Source organism: Afipia dichlorophenoxyacetatis (genome assembly GCF_055386385.1).
This window is the reverse complement of sequence record NZ_AP029250.1, coordinates 2253928-2267567: the sequence shown is the minus strand read 5'-3', so window position 1 is coordinate 2267567 and position 13640 is coordinate 2253928. Positions and strand designations below refer to the sequence as shown.

Below are 13640 nucleotides of genomic sequence, written 5' to 3'. Positions count from 1 at the left end.
CTGCCCCGCCTCACTCTGATCTGATAATGCCCGTTGGGCATCGCCGTGGCGAACCGATGCCTCCGCGGTCTGTCGGTCAGTGATGACGCGCGCCAATCACATCTTTAAGTAGCCAACATCTTTTGAGCTGACTTGCGCTTGCCCTCGCGCAACAGTTGCGATTGGATCCGCTCGCAATATTGCGCACATCCAGCGCGGCCGCCCGGATGTGACAGTTTTATTCTCTCTTATTCTCTGCGCGATCCGGAGTTGACCGAATGAAGAAGATCCTGCTCGGCGTAGGTGCCGTCGTTGTCGTCGCGGCCGCCGGCTTCTTCGGCTTCGACTTTTATCTGCAGCACAAAGTCGAGAGTGAGGTCGACGCGGCCTTCGCGCAAATCCGCGCGACCGGCGCCAAGGCGAGCCACGGCAAGATCTCATTCGACCGAAGCAGCCGCACCGTCACGATCGCCGACATCGCCACCGAAACGACGTCGGAGCCGCCGTTCAGCGTCAAGATCGCGAGCTTTACGGCGTCGGGCGTCAGCCAGCCTGATCCCGCACGGTTCTCCGCCGACAGCATCGACGTCGCAGACCTCGAAGTCGGCGCCCCGATAGGGAGCAAGGCACTCGCCGGTGTCACCTACAAGGTGCCGCGCATTGTGGTCAAAGACTATTCCGGGCCCGCTGCCATCCAGCGGCCGGCGGTTTCATCGTCGCTGATCGAGCTTTACCGGTTTGGATTGGCGCAACTGGCGAGCATCACTGCGACATCGATCACAATCCCGAACGCGACCGGGACAATGATGTTCAAGGCCGCACCGCAGGGCAGCGTCGGCAGTGGCGATTACAGCTATTCGGGCGTTGCCATCGAGGGGATCAAGGACGGAAAGATCGCGTCCGCGAAGACCGACGCCTTCCATTTCAGCTTCAATCAGCCGGGCGGAAAACCTGCGCAGATGACTGGCGATCTCGCCAATATGGTCACGAACAACATCGATGTCGGCGCGATGGCTGCCGCACTCGATCCGAGCAACGCCAACGACGACAAGTATCGCCGCATTTACGAGCACGTCTCAGCCGGTCCCTACGTGATCACGTCGCCGGAAGGTCTGAACATGCGGATCGACAGCGTGACCGCCGATGACATCGGTCTCACCCCATCGCGGCTACAACTCCCGAAGTTGATAGCCATGATGTCACTGGCCGGAGCAGCGCAGCCGGCGCCAGGGTCTGCGCAGGCGCGCGAGATGATGGAGACCGTGGCCAACTTCTACGAGGGCATCCACATCGGAAACACCGAGATGCGCGGATTCTCTGCCGAGACACCGCAAGGCCCGTTCAAGCTCCAGGTGATGCGGGGCAATTTTGCAAACGGCAAGCTCGGCGAGATGGCCGTCGAGGGCGTGGAAGGCCGTGCGCCAAAGGGCCCCTTCAGGCTCGGACGCTTCGCGCTGAAATCCCTCGACATCGCCAACCTCATGCGGACGACGGCGCAGTTTACCGCAGGAAAGCCTTCGGTCGAGCAAATGGTTGGGCTGTTGCCACTGATCGAGGGCATCGAGATCAAGGCTCTGACAGCGCCCGACAAGGCCACGGGTAAACAGAGTAACATCGACACCTTCAGCCTGGACTGGGGCCAGTTCGTCGGACCGATCCCGAGCAAACTGCATCTGATCGCGAAGATGTCGGGGCCGTTCAACCCGGCCGACCCCAATCAGCGACTGTTCATCACAGGCGGAATCGACAAGATCGCAATCGATGCCGACCTCGGCGCTGCATGGACCGAGGCGTCACGCACAATTGCGGTTGAGCCGGTGAAGCTCGACCTTGGCGGCCTCTTCAATGCGACCGCGCGTCTCTCGCTCGCCAATGTTCCCCGCGAGGTTTTTTCGGCCACCCCGATGCAGGCGATGGGCGCGGCAACGCAAATCGAGATGGGCTCGATCGAGCTCACACTGCGCGACCAGGGCGGCGTCGATCTCGCCGTTGCTCAATTTGCCCGCAGCCATAACCTCAGCCGCGAGGCCGCGCGGCAAGCGATCGTCGAAACCATCAGGAACGCCAACACAGACGACGCGCTCAAACCCGCCGTGGACGCGCTGGTGAACTTTGTCGAAACGCCGGGGCAGACGCTCGTCATCAAGCTCACGCCACGCGCCAAGGCCCCGGCCCTCCAGCTCCTGAGAACCGAACCGCCGCAGGCGCTGGCGCAATTCCGGATCGAGGCCTCGTCGGGGCTGTAAGGGCTCCGCTAAGGTGTGCCGAACTTGTATGCGATCCCGACTGTCGCCGTATGCGACTTCAAAGCAAGATCGTACCCGACGTTCAAAGAACTGCCCGCGTTACATCCTGGCTGCTGTGTGCAGGGACGAACGTCCGTGTAGCTTGCGTTCCCATAATCGGAGTAGCGATATTCCGCGCGCACAATCCAGTTGGCCGCGAGCATGCTTTCCACGCCGGCGCCGACGGTCCAGCCGCTTCGGATCGAGGACTGATTAAGCACGGTGGGAGTGTACGTGCCTGGGAAACAACTCAGCGCGCCGCAATTGGATGTCAGGTCCGTCTTCAACCACGCTGCACCACCGGTCCCGTAAAGGAGCACGGTCGGAGCCACGAGATAGCCGAGACGGCCGCGTGCGCTAGCGTCCCAAGTTGTCCTGACCGAGAAGGAGCTGTCAGGGGGAGGATTTCCGAGAAAGAATTTGAAACCGTCATTTGTTGTTGTGTTGTCGGCCCACGCCCAATCGCCTTCAATGCCAGCGACCCAGCGCTCTCCGAATTGCCAGTTGAAGCCGACATACGAGCCGACCCTGAACGCGGTGCCCCCGCTCGACGCACCGGTGCGGCAGGGACGAAGAGGCTGTTGCGCGCAAGTCGGAAGATCGTGCTGCGTAAATGTGTTGTTGAAAGAGAGTTCGTCGATTGAACCAATGGACAGGTCGCTGTCCGTCCGCCGCGCTCCGATCGCGCCACCGACATAGAACCCCGTCCAATTATAAACAGCAGCGACAGGTGCATTGACAGGTGCCTTGACCGGCATATCGGCGGCAAGGGCAACAGGTATACCCACCAGGCTGAAAGCGATTGCACCGAGTAGATTTTTAACAGGAGTCCGCATCGCCTTTAACCCTCAGCCAAACAATCGATTCTGAGGCGTGACCGTAGTGTGTTCTCAAAGGCGCGGCTTGGTCTGGTCGACACTCAGCTAGGACTGGATGATACTCACCGCAAAATCAGCCGATCTGTGGCTTGCAAGACACAAACCGCGCACCCGCCTCTCGCTTAACGTCCGCTTGCCGTAAAGCGGGCCATGGCCATGTCGGCTTCGCGCGCATCACGCCGAAGCGCTTGCTGCACTCAACCCGCTTTCAACAAAGTCGGCAAAAGCACGCGCCTTTGCACTCGTCAATCGCCCGGTCGGAAAAACGGCCCATAGATCGATGGATGGAAGAGTCCAGTCCGGCAGTACACGGACGACCGCACCGCTCGCGAGTTCGGGCGCGAACATCCAGTCTGATGCCACTGCCAGTCCCATATCGGCAAGCACGGCGGCACGGATTCCTTCAGCGGCACTGAGCCGAACACGGCCGCGCACGGTGACGGTCTCTTCCCTGCTTCCTTGCCGGAAGGACCAGTTGTCCGTGAGCTGGCTATAAATCAGAGCGTGGTGGTGAGCGAGGTCAGTCGGCACTCTGGGCATTCCTGTGCGGGCCAGGTAGGCAGGCGTTGCAACAACGGATCGACCACCAGTCGCGATCTTTCTCGCCACCGCGGTCGAGTCCGTCAGCGTCCCAAGCCGAAGCGCGAGATCGATACCTTCGGAGACAAGGTCGATCACACGGTCATCAAGGATCACATCAACATCGAGCGAGGGATGGCGCGCTAGAAATTCCGGGAGACGCGGCACAATCATCAAACGCGCAAATGTTGTCGCTGAAGAGATCCTCAGGCGTCCCGAAAGGCCTGCACCTGCGCCCCGGGCCTCCAGTTCCGCCTCATCGACCTCTCCGATTGCGAGACGGGCGCGCTCATAGAAACGCAGCCCCGCCTCGGTTGGAGTGAGGGCATGTGTCGAGCGGATGAGAAGCCTGACCTGCAGCCGGTCTTCCAACTGCGAAATCGTTTTGGATACGGCAGGTTGACCAATGCCGAGCTGTCTCGCTGCACCCGAGAAGGAACCCGCCTCCACTACGCGCACGAAGACAGCCATCGCCTGCAATCGATCCATATTATTCCTAACAGGAATGGCAAATATCGCTTCGACACGTCTGACATCATCGTACAGGAATAGCAATAGTCCCATTCAGCGGCGGCGGCTCAGATCTTCCCAGTCCGACCCGGCCACGCGTCAACCGACACCGTCCTAGCAGGGGCGGCACAATGGAGCGGGATATGTCTCATCTTGAAGGAAAAGTGGCTGTCATTACGGGTGGATCGAGCGGCATCGGTTTGGCGACCGCCAAGCGCTTTGTCCGCGAAGGCGCCCATGTATTCATCACCGGCCGGCGCAAATCGGAGTTGGATCAGGCGGCGGCCGAAATCGGCAAGAACGTCACCCCAATTCAGGGTGACGTGACGAGCCTTGCCGACCTTGAACGGCTCTATGCAACGGTCAAGGCGCAGAAGGGAGTCGTGGACATTGTCGTCGCGAATGCCGGCTTCATCGAGCACGCCCAGATTTCCGATCTGTCCGAAGCCCACTATGACAAGACCATGGACATCAACGTGAAAGGGGTGGTTTTCACGGTCCAGAAAGCGTTGCCGCTGATGACTCGCGGCGGGTCGATCATCGTCGTGTCCTCCATCGTCAATGTGAAGGGCATACCGGCTCACGGTATCTACACGGCAGCAAAAGCTGGCGTGCGCGCGTTAGTGCGCGTCTGGGCTCAGGAGCTCAAGGGTAAGGGCATTCGCGTCAACTCGTTGAGCCCTGGTGCAACAGAGACCCCGATCATCCGCGGTCAATTTGACAACGACGAAGCGTCGAACGCGGCCAAGAAGGTGTTTGCATCAATGACACCTCTCGGCCGCCTTGGCCTCCCGAATGAGCTGGCTGCCGGCGCCTACTTTCTCGCTTCCAACGAGTCGAGCTACGTCACAGGTATCGACCTGCCAGTTGATGGCGGTCTGGCTCAAGTCTGAGGCCATCGATCCGGGGCCTTCCACGATCTGCGAAAACGTCAGTCAAGGAAGGCCCATTCGTCTCACAAACCGCGAGGATCAGAGGCGCCTCGCACCTCACCGCAGGTTCTTTCTGCGAGCCGCATACGCGGAAACGCGACCTTCAATCCTTCTCAAGATGGAGTCCCTGATATGTCGACTTTTTTTGTCATGATCCGCGAAAAGACCACCGATGCGGCAGCGTTGGCTGAGTATGGACCAAAAGCCGCGCTGGCTGCTCAGGGTCACCCGCTCAAGCCTCTCGCTATCTACGGTGCAATGGACCAACTCGAAGGAGATGCGGTCGAAGGCGCGGTGATCATCGAGTTTCCCGACATGGCAGCAGCGCACGCTTGGTACAACAGTCCCTCGTATCAGACTGCGGTCAAGTTTCGTCACGCGGGTTCATCATCCAAAGCCTTCTTCATCGAAGGCGTGTAAGCTCGCCCATCTCGCTTGCACAAAGACAGAGACGCACCCTTACGTCCGCTAAAAATTGCGCTCACTGGCGTGGCAGGATTGGCTCCAGCCACGCGTGCGGCGATGAGATAAGCCATTGAGCAATTTCCGCCCTTCAAAAGAGTCGGCCGTTCAGCCGCTCGGCTTCCCAGCTTGTCAGGAACTCGAGTCCGCGCCCGATCCACTCGATCGGTTCGCTCCCCCACTCCCGCGCCCGGCTCGCATATTCGCCCATCAGCCAGATGTGCCGAACGATAACGAAGGCGTGTGCGGCTTCGAAATCCTCAGGTGTGATGGGCCGCACCGTTCGATACCCATCGACGAAAGCATCCCACATGGCGTGGAGCGTTCGGCCGAAGGAAACCTTGGCCCACAAAAACACCGACAGGTCATAGGCGAGATAGCCGGGACCACCGTCGTCGAAGTCGAAGAACGCCGCCTGACCGGCATCGCTGATGCGCGCGTTAAAGCCGTGACAGTCGCCGTGACAATGCGTCCAGGTGAGATGATCTGATGTTTCGATTCTTTCGGCGGTTCGGGCGGCGATGCTTTCAAGCTCGGCATTTGCCTCAGCGCCGATCGTGCTTTGAAACGCCTGCACGCGCGCCATCGGCCGGCGCAACAAATGATCGAGATCGAGTTTATACAGCGGCGCGACAGCGCGATGCGTCTCCGCGGCATTGTGCAACATGGCAAGGGTCGCCCCGTTCGCGCGCGCATCTGCGATCGATCCCATATCGGGCACCCGCCCCTTGAGCGCGCGAAAGAGCACACCTTCACGCACGCCCTCCGGCGACGAACCACGCACGAAAAGCGCCCCATCGCGCGCCTGCACCGGCTCGGCGACCGGCACCCCCGATCGGGCAAGATGCGATATGAAATCCGTCTCAGACCTGACATCGGCAACGCCCCGCGCGCGGTGATGCGAGAGGCGAAACACGTAACGCTCGCCCGTCTCTGTCACGATCAGATAAATGTCGTTGAAGCCGCGATTGAGCATGCGGCAATTGAGCGGAAGCGGAAGCGCGTAGTGTTCGGTGACAAAACGCGCAATCGCATCCGCCCGACACGTCGCGTATAGCGGTTCGAAATCAACCAAAGCAGTGTCCCGGCACACGGAGAGGAGCACTGATCCTAATATCGGTGATGCATGGATGGAAGACAGGGCAGCGATCTGCGCTCCTGCTTAGCGCTCTGGCTTGGAAGCACTATCCTGCCCCGTGAAGCAATGTCGCCTCACTTGGCGGACCAACCGGCTTCTGTTCTAGAAGCCGACTTTGTATCAGGGTTAGGGTATCAGGCCGTGTAGTCGAGAAGCGAAGCTGTCGACGACGAGGTGGAAGCTGTCGTGGCATCCGCCGAATAGCTCGACGACTGAGAGTCTTGCACTGACTTAATAAGATCCTGCAGAAGCTGCGACGTGTTATCGCTGCTGCTGGAAGAGCCCGTGGTGTCAGTGGCGTCCGACGACGAGCTGTCGCCGCTCGGTGGCGGACCACCGTGATGATGCCCACCATGATGGGCGTGGCCTGCGCCGCCGGTACCATTGGCGAAGGCATTCTTGAACAGGTTTTGAAGTTCGCTCGCCTGATCGCTGGTCAGCTTTCCGCTGCTGACTTCGTTCGAGATCAGGTCGTCGATCTTCGACTTCATGTCGCCCGGCTTGGAGCCGGAAGACTGGCCCGAGCTGTCGGCGCTGAGCGACTGATCGATGTCGTCGAGCGCGGAGGACAGAGCGGATTGGTCCGTGGACGAAACGGTCCCGGACGACACTTCGGACAACAGTTCGTTCTGAAGCAGCTGACGAGGCGAGATGTTCGATGATGATGCAATTGACGTCATACACTCTCCTTTTAGCTGAGACAGTATGCCGCAGGTCCATTAACAGAATGCTAGCCATAACGAGAGTGCGGCCAATCATGTCGGATCACGATATAGCGATCAGCGAGCCGGGATCCATCGCAAGGCGGCGATGATCGATGCAGGAAGCGCATCTTCGGCGCGTGATGAACTGATCGAGCTGGTCCCCGCGCGTGAGGCTATTGTTGGAGCATGATCTTTTCGGAAAACCGCTGCACACTTTTCCGGATCATGCTCTATCGCTCCGGCTCGGGAAGCACCATCCTGCCCCGTGAGGCAATGTCACCCCACTTGGCGGACCAACCGACTTCCGAGGTCGAGGGACGCTCCATGCCTTTCCGCCCAGCACCTTGCAGCGCAAACAACGCGCCCTGAGGATCGGCACATCGCACGATCCAGCAACCATCGGGCAATTCGATTGGACCCTGGAGGATATGGCCTCCGCCAGCAGTGACGCGCTTGGCGGCTACGCCGATATCGTCGACATTGAAGTAATAAAGCCAACACGGCTGATAGACGCTCGGAAGCTTGGTGAGCATGCCGCCGATGGTCTGACCGGCCACTGAGAACAATTGATATAAATCTGCCGGATCGGTTTCACTGTTGGCCTTCTGCCAGCCAAAGAGCTCGCCGTAAAAATCAAAGACTGTGTTGCGGTCTTCAGCCAGCAACTCGTGCCAGCCCACACGCGCAGGCTTATCCAACCCGCCGGGTTGCCGTTGGCCATACGTCAGACCATTGACCAGCGCAAAAGTCGCCTTTTGCGGATCGGCGACCACTGAAACGCGGCCGATATTGGTGTCCGTTGGCGGCAGCAAGACCGCTCCACCGAGACGCCTGATCTGTGCGGCCGTCACATCCATGTCATCGACGGCGACGTAGCCGACCCATCGCGGCGTTGCCCCCAATCGCCGCCCTTCTTCCGGGATTTCCATCAGCCCGCCGACCTGAACGTCGCCGGCAGTGAGCACCGTGTAGGCCAGTTCCGGCGTCGACGCGTCCTTCACATCCCAGCCGACGACCTTGCCATAAAAGGCGCGTGCTGCCGCGAGGTCCGTGGTCAGGAGTTCATACCAAGCGAACTGTCCAGTTTGATCGACCACGCGAATTCTCCGTTCAATCCTGCAGACCCAATCCTGAAGACCATTTATGCCGCCCGTTGCAATGCACGCGCCGGGTCATTGTGCGAAGATGTGGTGCTGATATCGTTCATGAAGATGAACGCGATCGGAGTGTGCGCGGCACCACATTTTCGTGTATGCGAAATTCTTGCCCACTTTATTTAGTCAGCGTAGGATACCTCCCACGATCCTTCTTGCAATGTCGGAGGATGTGACCATGCCGCGGGTGAAGCAGGCTTCGAAAAAGAAGCGAGTGACGAGAACCGCCATACCGGCGTTAGGCGCTGCCGGTTTGACTTTTTCAATGGCGGGAAGCGCGTTGGCATCAGCTGTGCCAACAGGCGACGTTCAACAAAGACCGAATTTCGTACCGAATTTCGTGCCCGGCATGATGGTCACGCTCGGTGAAGAAGAGCTTTCCGACGTCAGTCTCGCCACCTTCCATCTCGTCGACAACGAAGATGTCGGTGACTTCGTGCAAATAGCCCAGCGCGGATGCGGCGGTTGCCGTGGATGCGGCGGCGCCCGCGGCTGTGGTGGTGGCTTCCGCGGCTGCGGTGGTTGCCGTGGCTGTGGTGGTTGCCGTGGCTGCAGATCTTGCCGATGTGGCATCGGTATCGGATGCGGCGGATGTGGCGTTGGCTTGGGTTTAGGATGGGGCGTCGTCGGGTGCGCAGGCTGCTGTGCATCGTGGGGCAGCTGCCGCTGGTGCTAGTGTCCTGAATCCGACGTTCGCCTCATAGCGTGTATCGAAAAGCCACGATTTCATTGGCCGGGCGCGCGATCGACCCGGCCATTGGTTTGATTCTAACGTTCGCATCCCTTCTCGGCAGGCACTCTTGCGAACGTTAGAATCGAAAGACCAATGGCAAATATAAAATTCTAGTGGAGCTTTGGGATTTGACGTTCGCATCACGAAGTCGCGGAGGCATGGTCGCGAACGTCAAATCCGCTCCACTAGTTTCTTGTTTCCATGACAACGTTCGCCTCGCCCGCGCTGGCTGCTTGCCTGCCTACTGGTCGCGCAGCGCGACGCCGACGGTTTGCAATGCCGCTTGCGATTTGAAATGACCAACAGGATCCGCGTGCTGACCCGATGACAACGAAGCGCAAGACCCGCAATGGCAAGACCCGCGTTGCAAAGCAGACCCGCAAGGAGATTTTGCGGTTTGCGCCGAACTTCACCGCCTATGTGCTGCCTCCCGATGTGGTCTGCCTCTATTCGGAGGATCGCAAGTTCTTCCTGCATGGCACGCTCTATTGCGCGGTGACTGCCGCAATCGGAAAAAATGGCAAGGCTGCGCAAGACATCGTTCGCCAGCTTTCGAAGCATTTTCCGGCCGACAAGATCGAGGAAGCGATCAAGCGGCTGCTCGATCGCCGCTATGTCGTGCCAAGTGCATCGCACGCATCGGCGAGCACTGTGGCCGGATATTGGGCGAGCCTCGGCCTGCCTCCCGATGTCGCCGAACAAAATCTCCGCGATTGGCCCGTGCAGGTGGAATCGATCGATGTCAAAGGCGCCAATGAACTCACCGCGGCCCTGAGCAAACTCGGCGTTCACATCGCCAAGCGGTCACCCAAACTCACGATCACGCTGGTCAACGATTATCTCGACCGGCGGCTGGCTGAGATAAACCAGAAGCGCGTGGCCGATAAGACGCCAGATAAAACTCCATGGCTGCTGGTGCAGCCGTCCGGCGTGTTTCCGCTGGTGGGACCTATTTTTAAACCGGGCGAGAGCGCCTGCTGGACGTGTCTGTTCGATCGCATGATCCGCAATCGGGAGATCAAGGGATTTCTCAATCGCGGATCGGCGCAGGCCGTCGCAGTATCGCCCCTGGTCAACGACACCGTCGGACAAACCGCCATCCACTTCGCGGCCATCGAGATCGCCAAGGCGATTGCCACCGGTTTTCGCACCGATCTGTGCGATCACATTGCAAGCTTCGACCTGACCGGTGCGGTTATCGCCAAGCATACCGTCGCGAAGCGCCCGCAATGTCCCACCTGCGGCAGCAAGAAGCTGCAGAGTCCGCGCCGGGCGGCAACGCCGATCGAGATTGCTGAGGGCAAAGAACTCATCATGACCAGCGGCGGGTACCGCACCGTGACGTCGCGAGACACGGTCGCGCGCTTCCGCAAACATGTCAGCCCGTTAACCGGCGTGGTCTCGCGGCTTGAGCGGATCGAGGTCGATCTGCCGATGAACACCAGTTTCTTTGCGCATCACAATTTCTCTGCACCGGCCTTGAGCCTCGATCAGCTCAGGTCTGGCCTCAGCGGCGGCAGCTTCGGCAAGGGCTCCACCGCCGAACAGGGCGAGGCCAGCGCGCTGATGGAATCGATCGAACGTTACTCCGGCATTTTCCAGGGTGACGAGATCAGGATGGAGCGCCGCTTTACCGATTTCGCGCCCGGCGACGCCCTGCTCGCCAATGACGTTCAGCTTTTCAGCGAAACACAGTTTCAAAACAGGAATAGCCGGCAAGAAGACGATTCACATCCGGTTCCCGAGCCGCTCGATCCCTCAGCCAAGATCGAGTGGTCGCCGGTCTGGTCGTTACGCGACAAGCGTTTCAAATACCTCCCAACCGGCCTGCTCTATTTCTTCTATGGCAACGCTCCCACGGATTCAAACGGCTGCGCGGCCGGCAACACCCGCGAGGAAGCTATCGTTCAAGGCTTCCTCGAACTCGTCGAGCGCGATGCCTATGCGATCTGGTGGTACAACCGGCTGGAGCGTGCGGAAGTCGACCTCACACAATTCAACGATTCCTATGTGCAGGATCTGCGAGCCCAGTTTACTGAAAGCGGACGCAAGCTCTGGGTGCTCGACATCACCAGCGATCTCGGCATTCCCACCTACGTCGCGATCGTGCACTGGATGCAGAATGGACACGAGAATATCGAGTTCGGCTCCGGCGCGCATTTCGATCGTCGCATCGCCCTGCTCCGTTCGCTCACCGAGCTGACACAGTTCATGTCGATCGGCATGATGGGCGGCGCCAGTGGCGAGAAGCCGTCCCTTGACGGTGTCACGCCGCTGCGCCTGGAGGATTATCCGTTCCTGCTTCCAAGCGATAACCCGATCGTTCCGCCGGCGCCTGGCCTTAAGGTTCACGGCAATACGCGCGACCAGGTGAATGCCTGTGTCGAGATCGCTGCCCAAGCGGGGTATGATTTCCTCGTGCTCGACCAGACGCGGCCCGACGTCGAGGTCCCCGTCGTCCGTGTGCTCGTACCTGGCTTGCGGCATTTCTATCGCCGCTTTGCGCCGGGCCGGCTTTATGATGTCCCGGTAAAGCTTGGATTGTTGGATCGCCCGCGGCTGGAAAGCGAACTCACGCCATTCCTTCCGCACACCTGAAGGCCGGTCTTTCGTGCGCAGTCCTCGAAAAAAGCCGAAGAAGAAGAAAACGACCAAGAAAAAGCCGATCGGGACAATCGCGCCAGTCATCGCCGCCCGATTGAACCGTTATTTCTCGCTGCAGATGCAGGCAGACGGACATATCGCCGCCTCCTCGGGCAACTATTCGATCAGTCTTGGACGATTCAGCACTGATGCGATGGAGCGCGCGCGACACCTGACCAGCGGCCTGCCGCTCGCGTCCTTTGCCGGCAAGAGCGCCGTCGCGAAGGACGTCGACGCGCTGGTGCATCGACTGGCACAGCATGGACTTCTCGAATACCGGCTCTTCTCCGTGCGTGACGAGCGGGATCTCGTGGTCATCGAGCCGCAGATGTCAGAGTATTGGCCGCAACGCGCAAAGCTCGGCAACGCTGATACCGTCGTGCTGTCGCGCTTCGCCTATCTGCGCCGGCGTGGCAATGAGATGGTGCTGGAATCGCCGCGCGCCGGTGCGCTGTTTCGGATCAGCGATCCCGCCATCGCCGCGACCCTCGCGACACTGTCACTGCCTCACAAGATCAGCAAACTCCGACAGGCGGCCTCCTTCAATCTTGAACTGCTTGAGCTGCTGCTGGACAGCCAGATCCTGCTCAAGCTCACTGCGCAGGACGGCGACGGCCTTCGGGTAAATGAAGGCGACGGCCATCTCGTGCTTTGGGATTTCCACGATCTGGTGTTTCACACGCGCAGCACCGAGGGCCGGCATTCCAATCCCGTCGGCGGCGCCTATACCTATGCGGATATCGTTCCACCCCTGCCCGCGGTGCGTCCACCCTGGCCCGGCCCAACAATCGACGTGCGCAAATTCTCCACGTCAGATCAGATTTCGCCCTTCGCGAAGCTGTTGCGCGAACGGCATTCAATCCGGGATTTCGACGACCAGCATCCCATCACGCTCGCCGAGCTCGCGCAGTTTCTCAACACCGCAGCCCGTGTGCTGTCGGAATGGACAAGCGGCGAGAATTCCGAAGGCGATCCTGAGATGACTTACAGCGCAAGACCCTATCCGTCGGCGGGCAGCGCGTACGAACTGGAATTGTATCTGGCGGTCTCGAACTGCGAGGGGCTTGCACGCGGACTCTACCACTACGACGCAGGCGGCCACGCGCTGGTCGCGATCGAAGTCTCTGCTCAGCAACTTCAGGCGCTCTCAGCCGCAGCCGAGTTTGCCATGGACGCATCCGGTCCGCCGCAGATCCTGATCACGATCGCCGCGCGCTTCGGGCGGATCTCATGGAAGTACTCGTCAATCGCTTATTCGCTGATCCTGAAGGATGTCGGCAGCCTGATCCAGACATTCTATCTGACCGCGACCGATATGGGCCTCGGTGGCTGCGCCATCGGCACCAATAACATCGATCGGTTTGCAAAAATGACGGAGCTCGAATTCCACGTCGAAGGTCCGGTCGGTCAATTCGCGCTCGGACGCGGCAGGAAACAGGCGAGCCCAAACTAGCGCACGTCGCTGTTTGACCCCGCTTGGGCATAGACTCGGGCACGATACAATGGCGTGAACTCAGTCAGCATCCCTGACCAACCCGAAGCCGTGAAAACCTGCTACTTTGGAATGCGGGCGCTTCATTGTCGGGTCTGAGGAAGGGAGGCGTCCGGGCGGCGAAGCCTGTTCGTTTGCTGATGAGGCGACG

Annotated in this window: 11 protein-coding genes; 6 read left to right on the top strand and 5 right to left on the bottom strand. The window is 59.8% G+C overall.

All coding sequences use genetic code 11. The features are described from left to right. Nucleotides 1-257 precede the first annotated feature (257 nt). The gene (locus ACZ5C3_RS10630) at nt 258-2225 is read left to right on the top strand and encodes a hypothetical protein (protein ID WP_464037497.1); all 1968 of its coding nucleotides are present in this window, start codon (nt 258-260) and stop codon (nt 2223-2225) included. Nucleotides 2226-2233: 8 nt separating this feature from the next. On the opposite strand, the gene ACZ5C3_RS10625 is transcribed toward ACZ5C3_RS10630, so the two are convergent. Beyond that, complete coding sequence (locus ACZ5C3_RS10625; RefSeq protein ID WP_464037495.1) at nt 2234-3100, bottom strand: outer membrane protein; 867 nt, start codon at nt 3098-3100, stop codon at nt 2234-2236. 216 nt (nt 3101-3316) lie between these two features. Then, nucleotides 3317-4210 carry a LysR family transcriptional regulator gene (locus ACZ5C3_RS10620; protein WP_464037493.1) on the bottom strand — a complete coding sequence of 298 codons (894 nt, stop codon included), beginning with the start codon at nt 4208-4210 and terminating at the stop codon, nt 3317-3319. A gap of 164 nt (nt 4211-4374) precedes the next feature. Between ACZ5C3_RS10620 and ACZ5C3_RS10615 the strand changes: the two genes are divergently transcribed. Next, nucleotides 4375-5124 (top strand): SDR family NAD(P)-dependent oxidoreductase, encoded by a 750-nt coding sequence (locus tag ACZ5C3_RS10615; RefSeq protein WP_464044691.1) that lies wholly within the window; start codon nt 4375-4377, stop codon nt 5122-5124. Between the two features lie 171 nt (nt 5125-5295). Beyond that, complete coding sequence (locus ACZ5C3_RS10610) at nt 5296-5583, top strand: DUF1330 domain-containing protein (RefSeq protein WP_464037491.1); 288 nt, start codon at nt 5296-5298, stop codon at nt 5581-5583. Nucleotides 5584-5716: 133 nt separating this feature from the next. Here ACZ5C3_RS10610 and ACZ5C3_RS10605 read toward each other — a convergent pair whose 3' ends face one another. From ACZ5C3_RS10605 to ACZ5C3_RS10595, 3 genes are all read right to left on the bottom strand, one after another. Beyond that, the gene (locus ACZ5C3_RS10605) at nt 5717-6700 is read right to left on the bottom strand and encodes a phosphotransferase enzyme family protein (RefSeq protein ID WP_464037490.1); all 984 of its coding nucleotides are present in this window, start codon (nt 6698-6700) and stop codon (nt 5717-5719) included. Nucleotides 6701-6897: 197 nt separating this feature from the next. Then, nucleotides 6898-7443, bottom strand: a complete 546-nt coding sequence (locus ACZ5C3_RS10600; protein WP_464037488.1) for a hypothetical protein — start codon at nt 7441-7443, stop codon at nt 6898-6900. A gap of 254 nt (nt 7444-7697) precedes the next feature. Continuing rightward, entirely contained in the window at nt 7698-8564 is an 867-nt protein-coding gene (locus ACZ5C3_RS10595) for a VOC family protein (protein ID WP_464037486.1), read from the bottom strand. Nucleotides 8565-9091: 527 nt separating this feature from the next. Between ACZ5C3_RS10595 and ACZ5C3_RS10590 the strand changes: the two genes are divergently transcribed. The 3 genes from ACZ5C3_RS10590 to ACZ5C3_RS10580 all read left to right on the top strand — a co-directional run bounded on the left by ACZ5C3_RS10590 (nt 9092) and on the right by ACZ5C3_RS10580 (nt 13450). After that, on the top strand, nt 9092-9235 hold the full coding sequence (locus ACZ5C3_RS10590) for a hypothetical protein (protein WP_464037484.1): 144 nt from the start codon (nt 9092-9094) through the stop codon (nt 9233-9235). A gap of 443 nt (nt 9236-9678) precedes the next feature. After that, nucleotides 9679-11952 carry a TOMM precursor leader peptide-binding protein gene (locus ACZ5C3_RS10585; protein ID WP_464037482.1) on the top strand — a complete coding sequence of 758 codons (2274 nt, stop codon included), beginning with the start codon at nt 9679-9681 and terminating at the stop codon, nt 11950-11952. Nucleotides 11953-12076: 124 nt separating this feature from the next. Further along, nucleotides 12077-13450 carry a SagB/ThcOx family dehydrogenase gene (locus ACZ5C3_RS10580; protein WP_464038313.1) on the top strand — a complete coding sequence of 458 codons (1374 nt, stop codon included), beginning with the start codon at nt 12077-12079 and terminating at the stop codon, nt 13448-13450. The last annotated feature ends 190 nt before the right edge of the window (nt 13451-13640 follow it).